Origin of the sequence: Pseudoalteromonas sp. SG43-1, assembly GCF_014164415.1 — a bacterium.
Classification (GTDB): domain Bacteria; phylum Pseudomonadota; class Gammaproteobacteria; order Enterobacterales; family Alteromonadaceae; genus Pseudoalteromonas; species Pseudoalteromonas distincta.
Window position 1 is genome coordinate 18,872 of sequence record NZ_JACJFD010000014.1, and the last position, 25,373, is coordinate 44,244.

28 protein-coding genes are annotated in these 25,373 nt (G+C 39.6%); 11 read left to right on the forward strand and 17 right to left on the reverse strand.

What is annotated here, in order from left to right; all coding sequences use genetic code 11:
- The first annotated feature begins 14 nt into the window (after positions 1 to 14).
- From H5159_RS11070 to H5159_RS11095, 6 genes are all read left to right on the forward strand, one after another.
- Entirely contained in the window at positions 15 to 368 is a 354-nt protein-coding gene (locus H5159_RS11070; protein WP_008134637.1) for a cupredoxin domain-containing protein, read from the forward strand.
- 70 nt (positions 369 to 438) lie between these two features.
- On the forward strand, positions 439 to 654 hold the full coding sequence (locus tag H5159_RS11075; protein ID WP_182755538.1) for a TIGR02450 family Trp-rich protein: 216 nt from the start codon (positions 439 to 441) through the stop codon (positions 652 to 654).
- Between the two features lie 597 nt (positions 655 to 1,251).
- A complete protein-coding gene (locus H5159_RS11080) occupies positions 1,252 to 1,464 on the forward strand; it encodes a calmodulin (protein WP_182780290.1) in 213 nt (70 codons plus the stop codon).
- 169 nt (positions 1,465 to 1,633) lie between these two features.
- Positions 1,634 to 1,840, forward strand: coding sequence for a hypothetical protein (locus H5159_RS11085; RefSeq protein WP_007585537.1), 207 nt, complete (start codon positions 1,634 to 1,636; stop codon positions 1,838 to 1,840).
- Between the two features lie 80 nt (positions 1,841 to 1,920).
- On the forward strand, positions 1,921 to 2,136 hold the full coding sequence (locus H5159_RS11090; RefSeq protein WP_182737175.1) for an EF-hand domain-containing protein: 216 nt from the start codon (positions 1,921 to 1,923) through the stop codon (positions 2,134 to 2,136).
- 220 nt (positions 2,137 to 2,356) lie between these two features.
- On the forward strand, positions 2,357 to 3,304 hold the full coding sequence (locus H5159_RS11095; protein WP_182780291.1) for a PDC sensor domain-containing protein: 948 nt from the start codon (positions 2,357 to 2,359) through the stop codon (positions 3,302 to 3,304).
- A 36-nt stretch (positions 3,305 to 3,340) separates the two neighbouring features.
- Here H5159_RS11095 and H5159_RS11100 read toward each other — a convergent pair whose 3' ends face one another.
- Both H5159_RS11100 and H5159_RS11105 read right to left on the reverse strand, forming a co-directional pair.
- A complete protein-coding gene (locus tag H5159_RS11100; protein WP_182780292.1) occupies positions 3,341 to 4,960 on the reverse strand; it encodes a M28 family metallopeptidase in 1,620 nt (539 codons plus the stop codon).
- Positions 4,961 to 5,353: 393 nt separating this feature from the next.
- Positions 5,354 to 5,593: an RNA-binding protein gene (locus H5159_RS11105; protein WP_182694114.1), complete on the reverse strand. Its 240-nt coding sequence runs from the start codon at positions 5,591 to 5,593 to the stop codon at positions 5,354 to 5,356.
- A gap of 255 nt (positions 5,594 to 5,848) precedes the next feature.
- Here H5159_RS11105 and H5159_RS11110 point away from each other — a divergent pair, with 255 nt between their 5' ends.
- The gene (locus tag H5159_RS11110; protein WP_182780293.1) at positions 5,849 to 7,135 is read left to right on the forward strand and encodes a VCBS domain-containing protein; all 1,287 of its coding nucleotides are present in this window, start codon (positions 5,849 to 5,851) and stop codon (positions 7,133 to 7,135) included.
- Between the two features lie 80 nt (positions 7,136 to 7,215).
- Here H5159_RS11110 and lipA read toward each other — a convergent pair whose 3' ends face one another.
- The 13 genes from lipA to leuS all read right to left on the reverse strand — a co-directional run bounded on the left by lipA (position 7,216) and on the right by leuS (position 19,964).
- Positions 7,216 to 8,181, reverse strand: a complete 966-nt coding sequence (lipA, locus tag H5159_RS11115) for a lipoyl synthase (protein ID WP_002958515.1) — start codon at positions 8,179 to 8,181, stop codon at positions 7,216 to 7,218.
- Positions 8,178 to 8,831, reverse strand: coding sequence for a lipoyl(octanoyl) transferase LipB (lipB, locus tag H5159_RS11120; protein WP_182780294.1), 654 nt, complete (start codon positions 8,829 to 8,831; stop codon positions 8,178 to 8,180). The genes lipA and lipB overlap by 4 nt, the downstream gene beginning before the upstream one ends.
- A 19-nt stretch (positions 8,832 to 8,850) precedes the next feature.
- Positions 8,851 to 9,129: a DUF493 family protein YbeD gene (gene ybeD, locus H5159_RS11125; RefSeq protein WP_002958517.1), complete on the reverse strand. Its 279-nt coding sequence runs from the start codon at positions 9,127 to 9,129 to the stop codon at positions 8,851 to 8,853.
- Positions 9,130 to 9,303: 174 nt separating this feature from the next.
- Positions 9,304 to 10,467 (reverse strand): serine hydrolase, encoded by a 1,164-nt coding sequence (locus H5159_RS11130; protein WP_002958518.1) that lies wholly within the window; start codon positions 10,465 to 10,467, stop codon positions 9,304 to 9,306.
- Between the two features lie 99 nt (positions 10,468 to 10,566).
- A complete protein-coding gene (locus tag H5159_RS11135; protein WP_182695326.1) occupies positions 10,567 to 11,331 on the reverse strand; it encodes a septal ring lytic transglycosylase RlpA family protein in 765 nt (254 codons plus the stop codon).
- Entirely contained in the window at positions 11,331 to 12,437 is a 1,107-nt protein-coding gene (gene rodA, locus H5159_RS11140; RefSeq protein ID WP_002958520.1) for a rod shape-determining protein RodA, read from the reverse strand. Before rodA ends, H5159_RS11135 begins: the two co-directional genes overlap by 1 nt.
- Positions 12,434 to 14,302: a penicillin-binding protein 2 gene (mrdA, locus tag H5159_RS11145; protein WP_154903378.1), complete on the reverse strand. Its 1,869-nt coding sequence runs from the start codon at positions 14,300 to 14,302 to the stop codon at positions 12,434 to 12,436. The genes rodA and mrdA overlap by 4 nt, the downstream gene beginning before the upstream one ends.
- A 9-nt stretch (positions 14,303 to 14,311) precedes the next feature.
- Positions 14,312 to 14,782, reverse strand: coding sequence for a 23S rRNA (pseudouridine(1915)-N(3))-methyltransferase RlmH (gene rlmH, locus H5159_RS11150; RefSeq protein ID WP_002958522.1), 471 nt, complete (start codon positions 14,780 to 14,782; stop codon positions 14,312 to 14,314).
- A 37-nt stretch (positions 14,783 to 14,819) separates the two neighbouring features.
- Positions 14,820 to 15,137, reverse strand: a complete 318-nt coding sequence (gene rsfS, locus H5159_RS11155; protein WP_002958523.1) for a ribosome silencing factor — start codon at positions 15,135 to 15,137, stop codon at positions 14,820 to 14,822.
- Positions 15,138 to 15,192: 55 nt separating this feature from the next.
- Entirely contained in the window at positions 15,193 to 15,828 is a 636-nt protein-coding gene (gene nadD / locus H5159_RS11160; RefSeq protein WP_024594705.1) for a nicotinate-nucleotide adenylyltransferase, read from the reverse strand.
- A 17-nt stretch (positions 15,829 to 15,845) separates the two neighbouring features.
- Complete coding sequence (gene holA / locus H5159_RS11165; protein WP_002958525.1) at positions 15,846 to 16,883, reverse strand: DNA polymerase III subunit delta; 1,038 nt, start codon at positions 16,881 to 16,883, stop codon at positions 15,846 to 15,848.
- The gene (gene lptE / locus H5159_RS11170; RefSeq protein WP_024594704.1) at positions 16,883 to 17,374 is read right to left on the reverse strand and encodes an LPS assembly lipoprotein LptE; all 492 of its coding nucleotides are present in this window, start codon (positions 17,372 to 17,374) and stop codon (positions 16,883 to 16,885) included. Before lptE ends, holA begins: the two co-directional genes overlap by 1 nt.
- 1 nt (position 17,375) lies before the next feature.
- Entirely contained in the window at positions 17,376 to 19,964 is a 2,589-nt protein-coding gene (gene leuS, locus H5159_RS11175) for a leucine--tRNA ligase (protein WP_182780295.1), read from the reverse strand.
- Positions 19,965 to 20,139: 175 nt separating this feature from the next.
- On the opposite strand from leuS, the gene H5159_RS11180 reads away from it, so the two are divergent.
- The 4 genes from H5159_RS11180 to H5159_RS11195 all read left to right on the forward strand — a co-directional run bounded on the left by H5159_RS11180 (position 20,140) and on the right by H5159_RS11195 (position 23,858).
- Entirely contained in the window at positions 20,140 to 20,598 is a 459-nt protein-coding gene (locus H5159_RS11180) for a zinc ribbon-containing protein (RefSeq protein ID WP_002958528.1), read from the forward strand.
- Positions 20,599 to 20,675: 77 nt separating this feature from the next.
- A complete protein-coding gene (locus H5159_RS11185; protein ID WP_024594702.1) occupies positions 20,676 to 23,099 on the forward strand; it encodes a Lon protease family protein in 2,424 nt (807 codons plus the stop codon).
- Positions 23,100 to 23,101: 2 nt separating this feature from the next.
- Positions 23,102 to 23,578, forward strand: a complete 477-nt coding sequence (locus H5159_RS11190; RefSeq protein WP_182769092.1) for an FKBP-type peptidyl-prolyl cis-trans isomerase — start codon at positions 23,102 to 23,104, stop codon at positions 23,576 to 23,578.
- A gap of 25 nt (positions 23,579 to 23,603) precedes the next feature.
- Entirely contained in the window at positions 23,604 to 23,858 is a 255-nt protein-coding gene (locus H5159_RS11195) for a hypothetical protein (RefSeq protein WP_182780296.1), read from the forward strand.
- Positions 23,859 to 24,002: 144 nt separating this feature from the next.
- On the opposite strand, the gene H5159_RS11200 is transcribed toward H5159_RS11195, so the two are convergent.
- Entirely contained in the window at positions 24,003 to 24,527 is a 525-nt protein-coding gene (locus H5159_RS11200) for a CIA30 family protein (protein WP_182694060.1), read from the reverse strand.
- A gap of 67 nt (positions 24,528 to 24,594) precedes the next feature.
- Positions 24,595 to 25,371, reverse strand: a complete 777-nt coding sequence (locus H5159_RS11205) for a hypothetical protein (protein WP_182780297.1) — start codon at positions 25,369 to 25,371, stop codon at positions 24,595 to 24,597.
- Positions 25,372 to 25,373 lie beyond the last annotated feature (2 nt).

Genomic DNA, 25,373 nt, shown 5'->3' on the forward strand with positions numbered 1-25,373 from the left:
CTAAGGAGTACATTATGTTGATGATTAATATAGGTGGTGCACTGTTAATAGCTGCAATTATTTATTGGTTTTGGCTATACAAACCAGAGCAAACACAAAGTGATGACAACAAAGAAACAATAGTCGTTGATAACGGTGTTTATAAGCCAGGACACATTAAAGTGGCAGCCAACAAAGAGGTTGTACTTACCTTTGATAGAAAAGACAGCGCGCCGTGCGCCGAAACAGTGGTATTTCCACAGCTTGATATAAGTAAAACGCTGGCAATGGGTGATGGCAATACGGTTAAACTACCTGCGCTTGAAGCCGGTGAGTATGACTTTCATTGCCAAATGCAAATGTACAAAGGCAAGCTAGTTGCAGAGTAGTCTGAACTAAGTAGGTGTTGGGGTCGTATAGTTGCCTTATATAAGCTATGAGTAGGAGTGGTTACATTAAATGAATAAACTAAACCCTAAAAAATTATTGAATAGTAAATGGACCGCAATACCTGCTATAAATAAAGAAAAACACTTCATTATTGTTGAGGTGGAATTTGATGAAGACGGCAATGTAATTGAATGTATTACTGAGGCTGTTATGTCAAAAAATCAATATCCAATTAGTTGGCGAGATTTAAAAGATAACCAAAAGTGGCTGCAAGGGTGGAAGTAGTTTAAATCTATATAATTTACTTCACTCCAATAGCTGGCACACGATGTAGGTTTGCTTAATTTAAGCGAACCTGTGCTTTACAGCGCATTAAATTAGGAGTTGAATGCTACAACTTAGCTTTAGCATTGAAACCTTCCTAAATAAATTCGCCATTTGGCAACAAAACAGTTAATTTCAAAATATCTTTCCAAAATTTTTATAATAAATTTCAAAAACAATATAACTTACTGATTATAAATAAATTAATTATTTAATAGCCGGAAATAAATCCTATGTAATTTCCATGTTCATATTCAGTTTATTTTGAAGGCTAACCTAAACGCCCCCTTATTGGCTTTTTAGCAAAAGTGTGTCTTTTTAATTAAACTTAACCAATTGATTTATAATGGTTTATTATTTTTAGTTAAATGACTGTTGCTAAATAGCAACAATAACACCTCCGCAAATTAAGCTTTTCTCGCTTTATATCATTTAACACATTGTTTTTAAATAATAAATAAAAAGTGGCACCGAAGTTGTAATACCTACAGTGTATTAAGCAAAACGTGATGAAAGCCAAAGGCCTTAATCGCAACAACCCAATGAAGGAATACTATTATGAAAACATTTCAATCAACATTAGTACTAATGGCGCTAGCTTCTTCATCAGCGGCTTTTGCAGCAACAGATTTTGATACGCTAGACGTAGATGGTAATGGCGCAATCAGCCAAGCCGAAGCTTCAGTAGATGCTGAGCTTTTAAGCAAATTTGAAGAACTCGATATAAACCAAGATGGTGAGCTATCTGAAGATGAGTTTTCTAAGGCCTAAAATTAAAGCCTTAAGCAGTTAATGCTCTGTGATGTTATCTAAATTCTGAGTTGCCAAAGACAACCTAAGTAGGCAAGGGAGCCTACTAAAAAGAATAACCAGGAAGTGACTAGAGAGCACTATAGAGCAAATTTATTTAGGACACCGCATACTTTTGAAGGATTAAATTATGAAAAAGCTACAATCAACATTTGTACTTATGGCTATTGTTTCTTCGTCAGTAGTATTTGCAAACACAGACTTTGAAACACGCGATGCAGACGACAACGCTTCAATTAGTCGCTCTGAAGAATCGGTGCAAGTGATAGAGCAATTTGACGAGCTGAATGTTCAAAGTAGCGGTGGTCCGACAGAAAATGATTTTTTTGAATATTAATTTATAGACATTTTACTCCTAAAGGATCTTTGAAAAGGACTTCTTACCCCTAATCAGGCCCAAAGCCTAAGGAAACGATTATGAAAACATTACATAAAACTCTAGCTCTTGTAGCCCTAGCTTCTTCTTCAGCGGCGTTTGCTGCGGTAGATTTTGATTCTTTTGATACAGATGGCGACGGCGTAATTAGCAAAACAGAAGCCCAAGTAAACTCGCAACTAGTACAGCTTTTTGAACAATTAGATACAGATGGAAATGGCGAGTTATCTAAAGAAGAGTTTTCGAAGGTTCAGTAATAAGCTCTATGTAGAACCTTACCAGTCATACTCACAAAGCAGCTAAGTAATTAATACTTAGCTGCTTTTTTGTGCATTTAATTTAATATATTACTATTTAGTCACCAAAGTAGTGCAAAACTTGAGTTTGAATAGTGTCAAGTTACTGATTGTTAAGTTATTTTATTGTTGGTTTTAAACTTGCAAATCTATTTATAACTTAGGTTAATGAGTATTTAAAATGGCGCGAATGAGTTATATCAGTAGTGTTGAGCGCTACCACGAATATGAGCATGTAATACACAGTTTACTTGAATCTATTTTAATGAGTATTGAGGACGGATTAACTAAAGAACGTGATACTCGCTATCTGATTAAGCAGTACCCATTTTTAGAATTACAATATTGTTTAAATGCAGAAGGTTTGCAGCAGGGTAATAACGTCTGCTTTAAACGCGCATACAGCAAAAAATTAGGTGAAAGTGGTAATCAACAAGATTTAAGTGAGCGACCCTATTTTTTGAACGCTAAAGCAAGTGATAAAGTGTGCTTTACTGATCCCTATATTTCTATAGCGACTAACCATTTATGTATATCGGCGATTAAAGAGCTAAAAAAACCAATTAATAATCAAAATTACTTGGTTGTTGATGTGAGCTTAACGCAGCTTATTGAGTTTGTAATGGGTGATACTGCGCGCGCTAATATGTCGCCTTACTTCAAGGCGGGTTACGGTATTATTGTGGCGTGCTTATTTTGCTTAGTATTATTTTTACTAAATATCGTTTTTAGTGATATATACGCTCTATTAACTCATGTAGATACCTCATCAGACCCACTTGAACCCTTTAGTATCATTATTTACATCACCCTAGCATTAGCAGTATTCGATTTAGGTAAAACAATACTCGAAGAAGAAATCCTGATGCATAAGGATATTTTTAGGCACTCGTCTACGCGGCGCACTATTACACGGTTTATCTCTACTGTGTTGATTGCTATATCAATTGAGGCGCTGTTAACTATGTTTAAAGCGGCGTTGGGGCAATCGGAATATTTAATGCCTGCCATAGCGATGATGCTGGCAGTGGTAGGGCTTTTAATTGCACTGGCTATTTATGTTTATTTAGGGGCAAAGGCCGAAACGCTATTAATGCGCGCTCGTTTAAAACAAAAATCCTCCAAGTAGGAGGATTTTTATATTACATAACTATTTAATAGCTATTTATTGCTTATCTTGTGCGCGTTTGGCTTTAAAGTCAGACTCGCTCGTCCACTTTGGCCAATCGCCATTATTTGCAAGCTGTGTGGCTATATTAACAATAAGATCTATATCTTGCTTAACACCACCTAACGACCAATCAGCTGAGTAGTCGTCTGCTTCTTTATGGTATTTATGCGCAATGTACTCAGGATCGGTATCACCCAGACTCATAAATAATAAACTAGGCACGCCTTGCTTAGAAAGCGAGAAATGATCTGATCTAAAAAACAAGCCATTTTGCGGGCGAGGATCCATTTTAACAACACGGCCTTGTGATTTTGCAGCCTTTGCTAAATAGTTTTCCATTGTCGATAAATCTTTACCGTATTGTAAAATGTAGTCAGTGCCATCAAGCACGTTCATGCCATCAATATTTAATAGACCGACCATTTGTTTTGTAGGTACAACCGCACCTGATGCAAATTCTTCAGAACCAATTAACCCCGTTTCTTCTGCTGTAAAGTTAGCAAAAATAATTGAGCGTTTAAATGGTTTTTGCTTGTTCATTTTGCTCATTATACGTGCTATTTCAAGCGTGGCTGCAGTGCCTGAAGCGTTATCTACCGCGCCGTTATAAATCTTAGGGCCGGTATCAGTTTGTTTAGTACCAAAATGGTCCCAGTGAGCGCTAATAACAACGTATTCGTCAGGTGATTCGCTACCTGTAATTTGTGCAACTACGTTATGCGATTTGGCATGTGATACTTCGTTTTTAAAGGCAAGGTTTGCTTTTAAGTTAAGTGGCGTCGCTTTAAAGTCATCATTTAATGCTGCTTGTTTTAAATATTGGTAGTTAAGCTTTGCGGCGTTAAACATTTTCTCAGTCGCATCAAGTGTTAGCCAGCCCATAACCGGTAATTTAGACGCGTTTAAATTGTTATCCATTAACGTGTATTTAGTGCCGGTGTTTGAACTTTCAACTACGCCCCAAGGATATGCCGCAGGTGCTGTTTCATGAACAATAAATACAGCCTTTGCACCTTGGCGAGCGGCTTCTTCATATTTATAAGTCCAACGACCGTAGTAGGTCATTGCATTACCAGTAAAAAGGGCGTCGTTTTGAGTAGCAAAGCCTGGATCGTTAACTAGCACAACCACAGTTTTACCAGTTACATCGATATTTTTATAGTCATTCCAGTTATATTCTGGTGCATTAATACCATAGCCAACAAATACAACGTCAGAATTGCGTACATCAATTAATGGCTGAAGTTGCTCGGTACGTGCGGTAAAGTCTTTACCTGATTCAAAGCTTAAATCACCTACCTTTAACTGCATATCCTGATTAGCTGTCACCATTGCCATTTTTACAGGCTGTAAGTATTTACCTTTATAAGCACCGGTTAAACCCAGCGCTTTATATTGCTCGCTTAAGTAGCCTACGGTTTTTACTTCACCATGAGTAAGCGGGCCTCGGCCTTCAAAGTCATCAGAGGCTAGCGTTTTAATATGCTGTTTAATATTGCTAAGGCTTACACCTGCTGTATTTTCTAATGGAGTTTTCTCGCTTGCAGGCTCTGAGCAGCCAAAGAGTGCAACTAGCAAGCTCAGGCTAGCGCTTTTTAAAAGAGTAGATGCCATAGTCTTCATATTGTTATTTAATTAGGCTTTCAATATAAAGGAAGCACCGCAGCGATGTCGAATTTTTATAGAGAACTTTTCATTCAATTGCAGATTGATTTTATAAGGCGTATAAATAACGAACAATCTAAAGGAGCACATAATGGGCCAATGTAAAAAAGTGGGTATTTATAGCTAGTGGCATTGCATTTTTTACTGCTGCAATATTAGCTGAGCAGGAGACATTTTTTGTGCTGTCTGCTTCTTTTATAATACTGGGCACTATAAGTATAAAAAAAGCGATTTAATAACCGCTTAGTTTTTTTAGCTAAATATAAAGCTTAAATACAATACTTGGCACTAAAAGCAAAAAACCAGCATTAGCTGGTTTTTTCGCATAGGTTGCAGTTAGCTTTATGCGTCTGCAAGTTTTACGCGGATCTTACTTTTATCAACATTAGATTGGTTAAGTGCAGTAATTGCGCTTTTACTTTCTATGTCGTTTGGCATTTCTACAAAGGCAAAACCTTTAGATTGGCCAGTTTCTTTATCAAGTACCAAGTTACAGGTAGTCACTTTACCGTGCTCTGCAAATAAAGTACGAAGCTCATGCTCAGTGGTAGCACGAGACAAGTTACGAACTAATAGTTTCATAATGAACCTAAATAATTATGTCAGTATTAATTATCTCAAGTAACTCAGGTTTAACCTAATTTTATTTTAAAACAAATATAAATAAACACTCTATAGAAATATTTTTATGTATCACTTTGAAAATAATAGATTTTATAATTAAATTTAAAATATCATTAAATTGGTAATGTTAATTGGTAATTGAATTGTGGTTATTTGCACAATAAATTGGTAAATTCATATTTAATTAACTTACTATTAACCACAGAACTACTCATGTCTAAATATACCCTTAAACCCTGTAATACAGTTACAGCTATACTTCTATCTTGTTTAGTTACTGGTTGTGGCAGCTCAGGCTCTGATCCTACGGCGCAAAATAATGAAGCGATTTCTTCACAAACTCCTGCAACAATTGCTGGTAACACTCTAGGTGAAGTTATTAGCGATAGTAATGATGCAATAACAGGCTCGTTAACTATTACGGATCAACAATCAGGTGAAGCTGCTTTTGTAGCACAAGAAAATAGCGCTACAAGCTATGGTTTTTTTAGCTTAAATGCTGGTGGAGATTGGTCATACACACTTGACGATTTAAACGCATCAATAACATCTTTAAGTGAAGGTGAAACACTACAAGATACAATAACAGTAAACTCTGTAGATGGTACTAGCGCACAAATTATCATAACAATTGTAGGTGCACCAATAGCTCAAGCTGATGGCTTTGAGAAAATATCACACGTTTTATTGCGATCAGATGGCGTTAATTCGGGGTTTGACGCATACACACTTATTGAAAATGCCTTCGGCGAAGGGTCAATTGAATCTCCAGACCTATATGCTGGCAATCATCAAAGTGTTGTCCATATTCTTGAAGATACCGATACGATAATTGGTAACCATTTTGTCTTTTTAGCTCACCGAGATGATGACCAAGATAAAGACAAAGGCGTAAGTGATAGACAACGTAACGAAATAAAGACCTACGATAAATCACCACAAGAAACACTGGCGTTTGAGGGTGAGACATTTCAATATAGCTGGAAATTTAAAGTAAGCAGCGAGCTTGAGCTTACGAGTAAGTTTAGCCATTTTTTTCAAATAAAAGCCCGAAATGATAGCAACGACAACACCAATGGTAATGACGACCAGCCTATTATTACGCTCTCTGGGGCTCAAAAAAACAGCACAGGTAATCAGTTGCAAGTGCGATATAGTGCAGGCTTTGATGAAAACGGTAACAGCACAGGGCTTGATAAAAACCTCATTGAAACCGACTGGTCACTCATTACAGATGAATGGGTCGAGGTATTTGTACAAGCTACATTTAGTGAAAATGGCAAGTTTGATATGACGTTAACGCGCTTAAGCGATAATGCAGAGATATTTAATATAAGCGAGCAAAACATAGATATGTGGCGCGGCTTTAGTGATGATGATTTTGCTCGTCCTAAGTGGGGAATTTACCGCTCAATTGTTGAAACCGACAGCCTTCGCGCTGATGAAGAACGTGTTAGGTTTGCTGATTTATCTATTACAAAAGGTAAGATAGCGCAGTAAGCTATTTTATCAATTAGCATGAAAAAGCCGTTAATGATTATGCATCATTAACGGCTTTTTTAATTTTTTGATAAAAGTGATTACTTCACTTCTTTACCCGCTGCTTGTTGATCAGCATGGTAGCTTGAACGTACAAACGGGCCAGAAGCCGCGTGAGTAAAGCCAATTTCGTCTGCATACGCTTTTAAGCCGTCAAACTCTACTGGTGGCACGTAGCGCTTAACCGGTAAGTGATGCTTAGAAGGTTGTAGGTATTGGCCTACAGTTAGCATGTCAACGTTGTGAGCACGTAAATCGCGAAGTACTTCTTCAATTTCGCTAATTTCTTCACCTAAACCAACCATTAAGCCTGATTTAGTTTTTACTTCTGGGTGAGCTTCTTTAAAGCGACGAAGTAACTCTAATGACCATTTGTAGTCAGCACCTGGACGAGCTAGTTTGTATAAACGTGGCGCAGTTTCAAGATTGTGGTTAAACACATCTGGTGGCGTCTCGATTAATATCTCTAGTGCGCGGTCCATACGACCACGAAAATCAGGTACTAAAATTTCGATAGTGATAGTTGGATTATGTTTACGAATCTCGCGAATACAATCTGCAAAATGCTGTGCACCACCATCACGTAAATCATCACGGTCAACTGAAGTGATTACAACGTAGCTTAGCTTCATATCTTTAATAGTAAGTGCTAGCTTTTCAGGTTCAGTGGCATCAGGTTTTAATGGGCGACCGTGAGCAACATCACAAAATGGGCAACGACGAGTACAAATAGCACCTAAAATCATAAAGGTAGCTGTACCGTGGTTAAAACATTCAGATAGGTTAGGGCACGAAGCTTCTTCACATACCGAGTGTAAGCCATGCTTACGTAGCGCTTTTTTAATACCGTCAATACGATCGGTTGATTTAGGTAAGCGAATTTTTAACCATTCTGGCTTACGCAACATTTCAGTTTTTTCTGTAGGTAAAACTTTTACTGGGATCAACGCCATTTTTTCTGCGTCGCGTAGTTTTACACCTGGTTCCATTTTGACTGGTTTATTCATTCGTTTTCAAACCCTTCAGTATGCTTAATCTGTGTTGCATTAAGCTTCTTGATCATGTGTTTCACCAATCCTTCACCCGCACTTTCTAGGTTTTGAGGACCATCTAATTCTTTAGTTTGCACCATATTCATGCCCGCATAACCACATGGGTTAATGCGTAAAAATGGACTTAGGTCCATGTTAACATTTAATGCTAAGCCATGAAACGAGCAACCACGACGAACCCTTAAACCAAGGGATGCAATTTTACTGTCATTAACGTATACACCTGGTGCATCAGCTTTAGCATAAGCTTCAATACCATACTCGGCGAGTGATTCAATAATGCACTCTTCAAGCCAAGTAACCAGTTCACGTACACCAATCTTTAAACGACGTAGATTAAATAATACATACATCATTTGCTGGCCTGGGCCGTGGTAAGTTACTTGCCCGCCACGGTCAACTTTAATCACCTCAATGTCGCCAGGAGCTAGTAAGTGTTCGTCCTTACCAGCCTGACCTTGGGTGAATACACTCTCGTGCTCTACAAGCCAAATTTCATCTGGCGTATTTTCATCACGGGTGTCGGTAAAGTCCTGCATTTTTTGCCAAATTGGCATATAACGCTGACGACCCAGTTGGCGTACGATCAAAGTGTTTTCGTTCACAACAAATCTCAACTATGGATTAAAGCATGTGGCGTACGTCATCAATATTGCTGATCACGTTGTAAATTTCTTCAATGTGTTTGCCACTAGTAACTGTTGCTACAAGGCTTACTGACTCGTAATTACCTTTGCTGCTTGGTTTTACTTTAGGGGCGTAATCGCCAGGTGCTATTGGTTGTAACTTAGCTAAAATTTGATCAGTTAAGTTTACGTTAGCTAAACCCATTATTCTGAATGTAAATGGGCAAGGGTACTCTAGGTACTCATCAAATTTAGTATCTTTAACAGGTTGAACCACGACGGTGACTCCTCATACAAAAGTGTGGACTCTATGCAAGCTTGAAGCTTAATACAGATAGGCAATTAGCAGTCTTGCTTATATGGGGCGCATTCTAACATTTTTCAAGCAAAAAAAAACGCCTCACAGTGGAGACGTTTAAATTAGTTACCTAGTTAATAGGGGAGATATAAATTACTGCATGATCTGTAAGCGTAAGTAATCATAAATTTTGCTAAAGAAGCTGCCTTCTTCCACTTCTTCAAGTGTAACTAGTGGGTATTGAGCAATATCTTCGCCCTCTAGTTGTAAGAATAACGTGCCTACTTTAGTACCTTTAGCAAGTGGTGCTTCAAGCGTATTATCTAGCTCAAAGTTAGCTTTAAGGTTTTTATGCTGACCACGTGGGATAGTAATTGGTGTATCTTCTAAAATACCTAAAGATACGTTCTCTTTGTTACCCATCCAAATACGTTGTTCTGCAAAGCTATCGCCTGCTTTGTACGGAGTAATTGTTTCATAAAAACGAAAACCATAGTTAAGTAGCTTTTTACTTTCTACTTTACGAGCTCGTTCGCTTGAAGTACCCATAACAACAGCAATTAAACGCATATCGTTTTTAGTAGCTGAGGTAACTAGGCTGTAACCAGCTTCTGATGTATGCCCTGTTTTAATGCCGTCAACATCTAAGCTTTCATCCCATAATAATGAGTTACGGTTATATTGCTTAATGCCGTTATAAGTAAATGACTTTTGCTTATAAAGTGCATATTCATCTGGCACATCACGAATAAGAGCAGCACCAAGTGTCGCCATATCGCGTGGAGTTGTGAAGTGCTCGTCAGTATCAAGGCCGTGGCTGTTGATAAAGTGACTGTTGCTCATGCCTAATTTAGCAGCATGGGCATTCATTAAATCAGCAAATGCGCTTTCGCTTCCAGCAATATGCTCAGCCATTGCTACACATGCATCATTACCTGATTGAATAATAATACCGTGGTTAAGCTCATCAACACTAATTTGTTTACCTACTTCAATAAACATCTTTGAAGATTCTGGAAAGTTTTTAGCCCATGCTTTTTCGCTTACCGTTACCATATCGGTAGTGGCAATATTACCTGCTTTAATTTCAGTACCAATTACATAACTGGTCATCATTTTAGTTAAACTTGCAGGTGCTAGCTGTGTATCGGCTTCACCTTCAGCAATAACTTTACCAGTTGTAAAGTCGACTAAAAAATAACCTTTCGCATTAACTTGAGGTGGTGCCGGAATAATTTGGGCGCTGGCTGAGAATACGGCGGCTGTACAAACTAGGCCGCATACACCTTTGAGGATTTTATGTTTAATAGATTTCATCATACTCATTAATGGTTAAAGTTAAAGATTCGCGTTACGCCATTTTATACCCAAACTACCCCGAGATGCGAGCATCTTGGGCTGGTTTGGGTATTAGTCTTACTGAGTGTAAAGCAAGAACGCGTTTTGAAATTGATTTTGTTTTAATTTTTTTAATACTTCGTCTGCATGAGGGGTGTCTTTTATTGGCCCTAAATGCAATCTGTAAATATCGTCTTTTTGCACAATATTTGTTGGTAATTTGTATTGCTCTCGCAATGTGCTGGCAAGTGCTTCAATATTAGCAAGTGTACTACCTGCAGCTACCTGAATATAGGTTTGACGCGCAGTTGCGCCCGCAAGCGTAACGGCCTCTAGCTTAACCTTTGCTGTACCATGGGTGTAGTAGCCAAGCTTATAAGCGGCTGCGTACGAAAGATCAATTATTCTATCGTCATGAAATGGGCCACGGTCGTTCACGCGTACGATTACCGATTTACCATTTGCTGTATTGGTTACTTTAACAAAGCTAGGTAGTGGCAGCGTTTTATGCGCTGCGGTCATGGCAAACATATCATACGTTTCACCATTTGAGGTGTGATAACCATGAAATTTACGACCATACCAAGAGGCAATGCCTTCCTCACTATAACCCGTCTCATCAAGCATGGGCGAATAGCTTTTACCAAGCACTGTGTATGGGCGGCTAGCGCTAGCACTTTTAGTGGTTTCGGTAACTATAGCGTCTTGCATCTCAAGTGTAGTTGGAGCTCTTAATGGCGCTGCATCATGACGCATACTATAACGGCTACTTGGCCCACTACTACAAGCACTTAAAAGTAAAATTAATAATGTAGTAAATATAAACTGATTCGTGTGTCGCATTATTTTAAAAGCATCCTTTTATCTGTCGCGATTGACATAATAATGCCAAATCCTGCCATGAGCGTTACCATTGATGTGCCGCCATAACTAATCAGTGGTAGTGGTACGCCTACAACAGGTAATAAACCCGATACCATGCCTATGTTTACGAATACATATACAAAAAAGGTGAGGGTGAGTGCGCCTGCGAGCAATTTACCAAATGCATCTTGTGCATTAACAGCAATGTATAAACCACGACCAATAATAAATAAGTACAGGCTAAGTAAAACACATACGCCGAATAAGCCAAATTCTTCGCTTAAAACCGAAAATATAAAGTCGGTGTGGCGCTCTGGCAAAAACTCTAATTGCGATTGTGTACCAAGCAACCAGCCTTTACCTTCTATGCCGCCTGATCCAATAGCAATTTTCGATTGAATAATATGATAACCCGAACCAAGCGGATCGCTCTCAGGATCTAAAAAGGTGAGTACACGTTGTTTTTGATAATCGTGCATACCGTAGTGCCAAAATGGCCATGCAGCAAGCGCTACAATCGAGCTTAAAAACCCTATTAAACGCCAACTCAACCCAGACAAAAATAATACAAATATACCTGAGCTTGCAATAAGTATAGCGGTACCTAAATCGGGTTGTTCTTTAATTAATAATGTAGGGAGCATTACAATCATAAAACCAATAATTAAATGTAGCGGGCGAGGTGGTAAGTGATTTCTACCTATATACCAAGCTACCATCATCGGGACTGCCAACTTCATTAATTCTGCAGGTTGAAACCGTGTCACCCCTAAATTGAGCCAACGCTGCGCGCCTTTTGAGCTTACTCCAAATAAAAGTACACCGACTAGCATTAATAACCCAACACAATAAAGTGGGATCACTAACCGCTTTAACGTGGCAGGCGAAAACTGGGCTAAAACAATCATAGCAACAATCGCACCGCCCATGCGGGTCATATGCCTAATCATCATAGAAGACTCTTGCCCGCTTGCGCTGTAAACAACCATTATGCTGCCAGCCATCATTATAAGTAGTGCAATAAGCAGCGGTAGGTCGAGGTGCATACGCATCCAAATAGAGCGTTTATCGTGCAAAGCGGTCATGGTGTCTCGTTCCTTGCAAGATTAACAGGGTTGGCTGCAAAGTAGTAATCCATAAGTTGGCGAGCTATTTGAATGCCGCCGTGGTTGTTTTCTAATACAACAGAAACCACAATTTTAGGATCGCTATAAGGTGCAAAGCCTACATAAATTGTATTATCGCGTTGGCGTTCTTTAAGAGATTCTGCATCGTAACGCTCACCTTGGGCAATACTAACTACTTGCGCGGTACCGGTTTTACCAGCCGAGTCGTAGTTAGTCCCTTTAAATGCTTTGTGGGCTGTGCCTGATATTTTTTGTACTGTATTATGCATTGCATCTAACGATACTTGCCAATGGCGCGGATCTTTTAAAATAACAGGAGGTTTTTCTTCGTTGTTAATTTGCGTTATGTCGCTATCTTTTTTTATTACTTGCACCAAATGAGGGGGATGATTAATACCACGATTAACTAATATGTTAGTTGCATTTGCAATTTGAATTGGTGTGGCAGTCCAGTAACCTTGGCCAATGCCTACAGAAATTGTGTCACCAGGCCACCAAGACTCTTTAAAGCGTCCTTCTTTCCATTCTTTTGAAGGTAGAATAGCAGTAGTTTCTTCGTGAATATCAATACCTGACAAATCACCGTAGCCAAAACGGGCCATAAAATCGCTTATTTTAGTAATGCCTAATCGATAAGCCGCATCGTAAAAATAGGTATCGCACGACTCTTCAATGGCTTTGTATACATCTACATGACCATGGCCCCAACGTTTCCAGTCACGCCATTTATGCTCTACGTTTCGTATTTCAAAAAAGCCTGGATCCCACATTGATGTTGTTTCATTTACTATATTTTCTTCAAGCGCTAATACAGCCATTAAGGGCTTTACCGTAGAGGCCGGCGCATAACGACCTTGCGTAGTACGGTTTATTAATGGCCGGTCTTGGTTAAGCAGCGCTTTATAATTTTTGCTGCTAATGCCGTGTACAAATAAGTTTGGATCGTAACTTGGGTTTGAATAAAGTGCCAGCACGCCGCCATCTTTGGCGTCCATAACTACAACAGCGCCACGCATATCTTTAAGCGCATGTTGTGCTATTTGTTGCAAGCCCACGTCTAAAGTAAGTACTAGGTCGCTACCAGGTTGCGGTTGGGTCATGCTCAGGGTGCGTATTACACGGCCACGGTTATTAACTTCTACCCGTTGTGAGCCTACTTTACCGTGCAGTGTTTCTTCGTAATATTTTTCTATGCCGAGTTTGCCAATGTCGTGCGTAGCGCGGTAATTGGTTGCACGGTCTTCTTGTTCTAATTGGTTTAGCTCTTTTCTATTAAGCTTGGCAACGTAACCGAGCGCATGCGTTAGTGTGTCGCCAAATGGGTAGTAGCGTGCAAGGCGTGCCTCAATGCTAAAACCAGGGAATTTATGTTGATTAACCGAAAACTTCGCCACTTCTGTTTCGTCTAAGCGAGCTTTTAATACTTGTGATTTAAAACGACGGGTGTGTTTTATATCTTTTAAGAAGTCTTGTTTGTCTTGCTCTGTAATCGCAATTATTTTACTTATTTGATCAAGCGATTCGTCAAGGTCGTCTACCTCTTCGGGGATGACCTCAAGGTTGTAAACAGGTTTGTTTTCAGCAAGTAGCACACCGTTACGGTCGTAAATTAAACCACGGTTGGGTGCAATAGGAATAACTTTAATGCGGTTATCGTTGGAGCGGGTTTGGTAGTCTTGGTGATCTTCGACCTGAATAGTATAAAGATTAGAAAGCAATACTGCGACTAATCCTAATACAAAAACAAAACCCACGAATGCTCGCCTAGCAAATAAGTTTGCTTCTGCGGAGTGGTCACGAATAGTGGGTCTATGTTTTAGCATGGCAAGGGGTTACTCGCGATGATAAGGATGGTTGTTATTTAAGCTCCAGCCTCGGTAAAGGCTCTCTGCAACAATTATACGCACCAAAGGATGCGGCAATGTTAAATTAGATAACGACCATTTTTGCTCAGACGCTGCAATACACTCTGGAGCAAGTCCTTCAGGTCCGCCAATAAGTAAACTTACATCGCGGCCATCGAGTTGCCATTTTTCCATATTTTTAGCAAGTTGGTGAGTATCCAGTGCTTTCCCTGTTACCTCTAACGTTACAATACGATTGCCTTTTGGAATAGCCGCTAATGTTTTTTCACCTTCAATGTGTAAAATACGCTTTATATCTGCATTTTTACCACGTTTACCGGCTGGAATTTCGATTAACTCTAGCGCCATATCCTTAGGGAAACGGCGCTGATATTCTGCAAATCCCGTTTCTACCCATGCTGGCATTTTAGTACCAACAGCAATCATTTGTATTTTCACGTATTACTTCCAAGCATTGTCTAAAATGAGTGAGCGTTTAGCCCCACAGTTTTTCTAGATCGTAATAGCTACGTGCTTCGTTTTGCATCACGTGTACAACCACATCACCTAAATCAACCAGTGCCCATTCGCCGTCGCCTTCACCTTCATAACCTAGTGGCTCTGAATCTGCATGACGCGCTTCTTTTGCTAAGTGATCGGCAATTGACTGTACGTGGCGTTTAGAAGTACCAGAACAAATTACCATGTAATCTGTAATATCTGATGTTTCAGTTACGTCAATATGAACGATGTCACGCGCTTTCATATCGTCAATTTTGTCCATAGCAAAGGCGAGTAGTTGTTTTGAATCCAAGGTTTTGTCTCAATTTAAAAATTTAATGGCGCGCATTTTAACACGCTAGGAGTTTTTAAGCATCAATTTGATAGAGCTGATGCACTTCTATGTAATGACTCACTGCATCGGGCAATAGTTCATTCTTTTTATTACTTTTTTTTAGCTGCTTGCGAATTGTACTTGAGGCCGCATCGAGCATTTCGCCCGGTAAAAAATAAAGTTTACCTGCAAGTGAGTGTTTAAGTGCCGCTACTTCGCCAGCATTTGCGTGTTGCATATAGCTTTTGAGCTCACCTTTTACAGTGCAATGTTGAGCTGGGCGCTGGTACACCACAATATGGCAAAGCTGTGTTATTGCCTTCCACTCAAACCACTTATCGAGATTGTTAAACGAGTCCATACCAATTAAAAATAAAATAGGTGTAGTGGGGTGCTCTTTACGAAGTTCTTGCAAACTAAGTAGCGAATACGATGGACCAGCTCGGTTAAGCTCTCTTAAATCGAGTTCAAAATGAGGATAAGGTGCAATAGCTGCGTTGAGCATATTAATACGGTGCTGCGTACTAATTCCCGGAGCTGCTTTATGTGCAGGGAGTGCACAGGGCATAAAATAAAGCGTATCTAAATTAAACGCATTAACGCATTGCTGCGCCATATTTAGATGGCCTAAATGGACGGGGTCGAAAGTGCCACCAAAAATTGCGATCATTTAACACCCATTATTTATTAATTAACCGCGTGGCACGGCATAGGAATGTTGAGCGGCTGGCAAAATTTAATACAAATATGAGCAAGCGCTTGGTAAGGTGCAATTAAATTACCTTGCTTGTAACTGGCATCAAACAACGCAACATCACTGTTTATTTGTTCCAGTGTGTGCATATTTAAACGGTTAATTGCGTTTTGAACTGGACCTTGTTGGTTTTTCCAAATTGCTTTTTGTTTAAATAAATTTGCTATGGGTTCGCCATTTAATAAACCAAGTTGCACACTTATAAGTGTATTAAGCTCTTTGGTTATAGCCCACAAAATACTCACCACTTCGGTGTTATCGCTGGCAAGTTTGTTTAGTACTTTTATAGCTTGTTTAGCGTGGCCATTTAATAGTGCATCGCTTAAATCAAAAATATCAAACTTGGCTTGATTTAACAGCCCTTGCATAACTAGTTGCTGAGTAATTAATGCATTGCCGTGTAGTAGCGAGAGCTTTTCAAGCTCCTGAAAACAGGCTAATAAGTTGCCTTCAGTGGCATTTATTAAGCTTACTTTGGCGTCGCTTTGCATATTAAGTGATAAACGTTGGCATTGCTCATCAAGCCATCGTTTTACATGAGAGCCGGTAAGTGGGTAGCAAGGTACGAACACGCCTAGTTTATCAAGGGCTTTAAACCATGCACCACGTTGTACTTCTTGACTGGCTTTAGCGCCTTTAACAATTAAAATAGTATCGGGATTAACCAGCTCAACTACTTTTTTAAAGGTATTGCTGCCAATAACGCCAGGCTTTTGTTGGTTTAAATCAAGCTCAATAATAGTGCGGGCGCTAAACAGCGACATGCTCTGATACTGGGCTATGATTTCTTGCCAATCGAATCCTTGCATTAAAGTAAACTTAATTACTTCATCAAAACCTTGTTGCTTAGCACAGTCGCGAATTTGTTGTACGCACTGCGCTTCTTGAAAAGGCTCTTCACCAAATACTAAATAAAAGGGCTTTAGCCCTTTATTTAATTCACTCGGTAGTTGATTAGCGTAGCAGCGCATTATAGTTGCGACAGCTCTCTAACAATACGACGACTGGCTTGCTCACGAATCTCGCTAATGAGTAGCTCAAGCTCTTTTGCTTTTGCTAATGCATGATCCGGATCGTCTTGGTAATTACGGTAAAGCTCAAAACGTTTTTCTATCGCTTTTTCGCCTGGGAGTTTAACTACATACGACACGCCATAAGCAAGTTCGTATTCAGCAACCTGACCATTTTGAAACAGCGAAAGAGTTTGGCGTTCAATACTTTCTTTGCGTAAATACAATTGGGCTTTATCTTTAGCTGACGATACTAGCTCTACGTTACTGGCTTTAAGCTCTTTTTTAAGCTCAGTAAATAAAGTCGATTTTTCATCATCGCCTACAAGTGTTAGCTGTTTTAAGTTATCAGGCAAGCTAGAGGCTTTTTTTAAATGAAAGCCACAGCTTGATAACAAAAAACAGACTAGCACTAAGGCTAGTCCATTTTTAATGGCGTTAAATGCAGCCATATTAGTTAGCTACCACGTTAAGTAGTTTACCTGGAACGTAAATGATTTTACGAATAGTTGCGCCATCCGTAAATTTAGTTACGTTAGATTCTGCAAACGCAAGGGCTTCTACTTGCTCTTGAGTGGCATCAGCTGCCACTGTTAACTTAGCGCGAAGCTTGCCGTTTACTTGTACGATGATTAGTTTTTCATCTTCAACAAGAGCCGACTCGTCAACTTTTGGCCACTGCGCATCTAAAATCTCGCCTTCTTTACCAAGCTCTTTCCAAAGCTCATGTGATAAATGCGGAGTAATAGGTGCAAGCATAATAACTAATGCTTCAAGTGCTTCGTTAGCAATCGCTACATCTTGTTTGTCGCTCAGTGGTGCTTTTAATAACTTATTAGAAAGCTCCATAATGGCTGCAATAGCGGTGTTAAAGGTTTGACGACGTTCAACATCATCAGTCACTTTAGCAATTGCTTTGTGTAAGTCGCGACGTAATACTTTTTGCGGGTTAGTGAGCGCTGATTTATCAAGTGCTTGGTAACCTACTGTTTTAACGTCTACTGCGTATTTCCATACACGTTTTAAGAAGCGATGTGCGCCTTCAACACCTGAGTCTGACCATTCAAGCGTTTGCTCTGGTGGTGCTGTAAACATCATAAATAAACGCACTGTATCTGCACCGTATTGGGCAATTACTTGTTGTGGGTCTATACCGTTGTTTTTAGACTTCGACATTTTACTCATGCCTGATGAGAATACCGGCTCACCGTCTTCTTTATGCCATGCTTTAGTTACGCGGCCTTTGTCGTCGGTTTCGGTATTTACATCGCTTGGCGAAATCCATACATCGCCGCCTTTTTCATCTTTACGATAAAATGTTTCAGCAAGCACCATACCTTGACAAAGTAAGCGGTCGAACGGCTCGTCTGAATTTACTAAACCAAAGTCACGTAATAATTTATGGAAAAATCGCGAGTACAATAAGTGTAAAATAGCGTGCTCAATACCACCAATGTATTGGTTTACTGGTAACCAATAGTTAGCAGCCGCTGGATCTAGCATGCCTTCGTCGTAGCGTGGGCTACAGTAGCGTGCGTAGTACCAAGATGATTCCATAAAGGTGTCAAACGTGTCAGTTTCGTGAAACGCAGGTGCGCCATTTACTGTTGTTTTAGCCCATTCAGGGTCTGCTTTAAGAGGTGACGTTACACCATTCATTACCACATCTTCTGGTAAGCGAACTGGTAGCATATCTTCTGTTGCTGCAAGTTCTTTGCCTTCTTCGTCGCTAAGCATTGGGATTGGAGAGCCCCAATAACGCTGACGGCTAACACCCCAGTCACGTAGACGGAAGTTTACTTTACGCTCCCCAACACCGAGTGCTTCAAGCTTGTCGGCAATGGCTTTAAACGCGGCGTCAAAATCAAGACCATCAAATTTACCTGAATTTACAAGTACGCCTTTATCGGTAAATGCTTCTTGCTCAAGGTTTACTTCAAGACCTGAGCCTTCAACCGGTGCAATTACTTGTTTAATATCTAGGCCGTAAGCCGTTGCAAATTCAAAATCGCGTTGGTCGTGTGCAGGTACCGCCATAACAGCGCCTGAGCCGTAATGCATTAATACAAAGTTAGCGACCCAAATTGGTACTTGCTCGCCCGTTAATGGGTGAGTTGCGTAAAAGCCTGTTGCTATGCCTTTTTTCTCCATTGTTGCCATGTCTGCTTCGGCAATTTTGGTGTTTTTGCATTCTTCAACAAACATTGCAACAGCATCGCTATTTTTAGCGGCTTCTTGTGCAATAGGGTGACCACCAGCAACAGCAACATACGTAACACCCATAAAGGTGTCTGGACGAGTTGTGTATACACTAAAAGTTTCGTCGTTATCGGTGCGTTTAAATTCAATATCACACCCTTCAGAGCGGCCAATCCAGTTACGCTGCATTGTTTTAACTTGCTCTGGCCAATCTTCCAACTTGTCTAAATCGTCAAGTAGTTCTTGTGCGTAGTCGGTAATTTTAATAAACCACTGTGGAATTTCTTTTTGCTCAACCACAGCGCCTGAACGCCAACCGCGACCGTCAATAACTTGCTCGTTAGCTAATACTGTTTGATCCACTGGATCCCAGTTAACCGTCGACATTTTTTTATACACTAAGCCTTTTTCGTAAAGCTTAGTGAAAAACCACTGCTCCCACTTGTAGTATTCTGGATGACACGTCGCTATTTCGCGATCCCAGTCATAACCAAAACCTAATTGCTTAAGCTGTGTACGCATGTAGTCAATATTTTCGTATGTCCACTTAGCAGGTGCTGTTTTGTTTTTAATAGCAGCGTTTTCTGCAGGTAAACCAAACGCATCCCAACCCATAGGTTGCATTACGTTTTTGCCTTGCAGGCGCTGGAAACGAGAAACAACATCACCAATGGTGTAGTTACGTACATGACCCATATGCAGTCGACCACTCGGATAAGGAAACATAGAAAGGCAATAATACTTTTCTTTGCTCTCATCTTCAGTGACTTTAAATACCTGGTTTTCTTCCCAGTAGCTTTGTACTTTTGACTCTATATCTTGCGGGTTATATTGCTCTTGCATCTATGGTTCCAGACTTCTTGCAAACTAATAAAAAATTGCCATTAGGATACCCCAAATAAAGTGCTATTCACAGCGTCAAAAACGCGGTTTTGATAAATTCTAACCTTCAGTTCAGGTTAACCTATACTTATCTAAGTTATAGGGTGATTTAACAGCAATTTTGAAGGAGTAAAAAATGGCAGATTATAAAGCATGGCTTGGCGATTTAACCAAATGGCTAAAAGATGTAAAAGATCATGAAGTAAAAGACGCAGTTACTCGATTTGTTGAATCTGAGCAGGCACTTAAAGATTTAGGGCAAGAAAGATACGCTTTATATAAAAGTTATTTACAGCGCGATATAGAACATGTCCAAGAAAACGAATCGCACTATAATTCGCTTGCATGGCAAGAGCTTAAAGAGTCCTTATGGTTTGAGCTTTCGCACATAGAAGATAAAACTCAGCTTGAGTGGCAATCTCTTAGTCAAGATTTTAAGCACAATGGTGTGTATCACGCAGGCGAATGGATAGCCATGGGCACATTAGTATGTAAGAATTGCACCCATAGTTACGATGTTTATCACGCGACACAAATTACACCGTGTATTGAATGTGATGGAATCTATTTTAGTCGTAAGGCGCTGCACCCTTAAATATAATTATTAAGTGGCTGCGGGCCACTTAATACGCCCAAAGGCCAGCGAATATGTTGGTAAAAAAAGAAGTTAGAATGACGAAAAAATTGCTGCCACTATCTGTTTCAAAGCTCGCACCGAGTATTTCTACTAATCACGTACATACGTGTATGAGCAATCCATACCCCGAGCAACTAACATTTATAGGCCAACAACGCGCCCAAAGTGCCTTAGATTTCTCTTTAGGGATGGAACTACCTGGTTACAACGTTTATGTAATGGGCGAGGCTGCCCATGGGCGCTTTACGCTTGTTAAAGATAAACTTAAGCAACACGCAAAAGACCGCCCAACCCCAAACGAATGGCTATACGTAAATAATTACGATGACCACAGAGAGCCTATCGCGCTGTTTATGCATGCAGGGCAAAGTAAGCAACTTAGTGACGACATAGATTCATTTTTAGATGAAGTGCTCGACACATTTCCTGCTGCATTTGATAACCCAGGATACCAACGCAAAAAAAAATCAATCGACCGTGAATTTAACGATGCCTACGACAGCGCTATTACTGCAGTAGAAATTGCGGCATTTGAGCAAAGTGTTGCATTAGTCGAAGAAAAAAATTCAGTTGGGTTTGCACCGCTTGTAGATGGTAAACAATTAAGCGATAGCGAATTTGGCGAACTTGAAGAAACGTTACGCGAAGAGTTTTTTGAAAAAATTGAAAAGCTAGAAGATGCATTAATAGAAGCGTTAATTGAGCTGCCACGCTGGAAGCGCGAATCAAAAGAAAAACAGCGTAATCTTAAAAAGTCGACTGCAGAGCAGGCCACCAAACCGCTTTTAAAAGACTTAGAACATAAATATGCAACTCATATTGGTGTACTGCGTTATTTAAAAGATATACGCGTTGAAATTATAGACGCGGTACTTGAGTGGCTCGATGACGAAGACGAAAGCGAAGAAAGCAAAGAAGACTTTGATCGTAAAGGCATGCTTACCGACTTTTTTGCACCTAATATTTTAGTTGAGTTTAAAGAAGACGATGCAGCACCCGTTGTGTACGAGCCCAATCCAACATTTGGTAATATATTTGGTAAAATTGAGTATTCCACATCGCAAGGGTCTTTAATTACCAGTTATCGCTCTATTCAGCCGGGAGCATTGCACCGTGCTAATGGCGGTTATTTAATTATGGATGCTGAAAAGGTGATGGCTAACCCTCAAGTGTGGGATGGTTTAAAACTTTCGCTTAAAACGCATCAAATTAAAAACGACTTACCGTATCAAGATAGCTCAGTAGGCAGTAGTTTTACACTTCGCCCGCAGCTTATACCGCTTGACGTGAAAATTATTTTATTAGGCTCGCGTGAACTGTATTACACCATAGGTGAATACGATGAAGAGTTTGCAGAGTTATTTAGAGTATTAGCTGACTTTGATTACTACTTACCAAGTAGCGATAAATTACAGTACCAATTTATAACTAAAGTTACCGAGTACTGCGAGCAAACATTAAAGTGCACTACCACGCAAGCTGCTATGGTGCGTTTACTTAAGTTTAGCTACCGCCAAGCAGAGCATCACAATAAGCTTTCTGCGCGCTTTGCTGATGTACTTGAATTAGTTGCAGAGGCAAGTTACTACGCAAAACAAGATAAATTAACTGTTGTAGATGCGCATCATATTGATGAAGCCATTGAAGGTAAGCAATACCGTACCGGCCAAATTAGTGAAAACATGCTAAGCGATATAAAAGAAGGTCACACACTTATTGCAACCGACGGCCAAGCCATTGGTAAAGTAAATGGTTTAACCGTATTACACATTGGCGATACCTCATTTGGTACCCCTGCGCGTATCACGGCAACGGTTTATGCTGGCGCCGATGGCGTAATAGATGTTGAACGTGAAGCCGAGCTTGGTAAAGCAATTCACTCAAAAGGGGTAATGCTACTTACCGGTTATTTAGGTAATAAATACGCGCAGCACTTTAGCTTAACGCTTAGCGCTAATATCGCTATTGAGCAAAGCTACGGTTATATAGATGGCGATAGTGCATCTTTGGCAGAGTTGTGTGCGCTTATTTCGTCTATTACAAGCCTACCTATTAGCCAATCAATTGCACTGACAGGCTCTATTAACCAACATGGTGATGTACAGGCTATTGGTGGCGTAAATGAAAAAATAGAAGGCTTTTTCAAACTGTGTAAAATGCGTGGCTTAACAGGTTCGCAAGGCGTTATCATTCCTAAATCAAACCAAGTTAACTTAGTGCTTGATGATGAAATACTTAATGCAGTTGAAGCGGGTAAATTTAATATTTACGCAGTTGAAACCGTAGACCAAGCGCTTAACCTGTTAATGGATATAGAAGCTGGCGATATTATTGATGACCAGTATCCAGAAAACTCAGTAAACGGAATTGCGCTTGCTCGCCTTAAAGAAATTGCCGACATAGTTAATGGCGATAACGATGACGAAAAAGACGAAGAACTAGATAACGAAAAAGGTTAATAATGATCAATATAATTTTGGCGGTGGTTATCGCCATTTTTTGTTTTTTAATATTTCAAAATAGTAAAAAAGCAAAACAACAAGCAGGCATAAATGCACAAATAGGGGCCGATTACTTAGCCGCTAACGCAAAAGTAGAAGGTGTAGTAGAAACAGCTTCTGGCTTGCAGTACAAAATACTGCATAAAGGTGAGAGTGAAAACACACCAAGCCCAACAAGTATGGTTAACGTGCATTACCACGGCACACTAATCGACGGCACTGTATTTGACAGCTCAGTAGAGCGTAAAACACCGATTAGCTTTGGCTTACACCAAGTGATTAAAGGTTGGACTGAGGGCTTACAACTGATGAGCCCAGGTGATAAATACATTTTTTATGTACCGCACCAATTAGCATACGGCGAAAAACGTGTAGGGAGTATTCCTCCTGCCTCAGTACTTATTTTTGAAGTAGAGCTACTGGCAATTGAGTCTTAGTGATTAAATAACAAGGAAGTAAATTATGAATAAAGATGAATTACTTAAAATAGCCAAAGGTGATATTAACTTTACCTTTCAATCTATTATTTATGCATTAGCGCTATGCTTACTAGTTGCAGCTGTTTTTTTACTAGAGATGAGCGTTAACCTACAAATGGGTTTAATAGTTTGTATTATCGGTGTGTTTGGAATGACTATTTATAATAATTTAAATACTCGTCTAAATGCGGCGCTTGTACTTATTGCGCTCTCACAAGATAACCAAAGCACTAAGTAAGCAATGAGTTAGTTTAATAAATTGGTATAAGCCCTACTTTAATAAAGTGGGGCTTTTTGCTAGTAGGGCTAAATAGTACACCGAAAGTAGCGCAACCATTCGCGCTCATGATTACACCGCTCAATGCCAAAGCTTGCTGCTTGATTAGCTTTTAAACTCAATTTTACCCACTTCAAGTTTAAACTTACCTTCTTGCTTACCTGCAATCATAAAGCCTAGCTGTTTTATATCGTCAAAATCAATAATCGGTTGTTGCTCAAGCACGCGGCCGCGATACGTTAAAGTAAAATCACTCGGAGCAAAGTTTATATCTACCCATTCATTTTTTACTGTTTTAAATGAGTGAGTGTACGCTGCGCCATCAAGGTAATTGGTAGTTCTGAGCCTAAGCTGATAGATTTGTCCATCACCTTTAACACGCAGCGCTATAGCTTTAGTATTTTGGCTTTGTGTACTTAGCTCTGTACGTATTGATGCAAAACCGCCGTTATTATCAAGCGAAACATTGCCTGTAAAAAGCAAACTTTCTTGAGTTTGTGTTACTTGGCTATTAGATACACCGCCCATTACTGAGTCGTTAACAACGTACCAGCGCTGGTTTGCATTAGCTTGTGCACTTACAACTAATAAATTAAATACAAAAAGTGAGGATAGTTGTTTGGTGATCATGGCTTACTCCTAATTACTTTAAGCTTATCAATACGGATAAACATATTATTTGTTCACTTATTTAAAGTTAATTATTTTTACGGCTCCATTTTTTCATGATTTTTTCAAACATAATTTCTTTATCAGTTTTATCCTCAGGACAGGGTTTACCGCTACCTTGAGGCATGCCATTACTACCAAATACGGTTGAAGTATCAATTAAATAGCATTTACCGTTAAATTTTTCTAATCGTCGTGTGCCTGTTGTATTTTGGTTAATAACTTCTGAATTATCAGATTTTACTGGTGTTTTAATTGTGGGCTTATTGTTTATCTCTTCATTTTCAGAGCTTTTATCTTCACCAAAGGAGACCATTTTTTTATGAGTCATATTATTTACAGGAGAGCCAAATAGCGGCGCGTATGGATTTAGCTTTTTAAATGTTTGAGAAGCTTTTGTCGTAGGCTCTGAAGGCGCCGCTACCAGGGTTTCAACAGGTTTTACAGGGTCTTTTTTAAGCTCTGTTTGTGCCTTTGGTAACGTGATGGTTTTGGCTTGCGTTTTTTTAGTTACCCTTACTTTGGCTTTTGTAGAATCTTTTTTTATAGGTGTAGTGTTAGAGGTTGCTGAATTTGGTGCATCAGTTTTAGTGTTTACAGGTTTTATATCAGGCGCATTGGTTGTTGTAACAACTGAGCTTGGCTTAGGTAGGCTTGCTAAATTAACCGTAACATAGGCCTGTATTATTGCGTTTTTTTCCTCCTTTGGCGGCGCAACTTTAATAGATTGCGAAAACAAAAAGTACAACACAATAGCGTGTATACACAACGAGATAACCCACGGCCATGCATTCCCTTTATTCACAT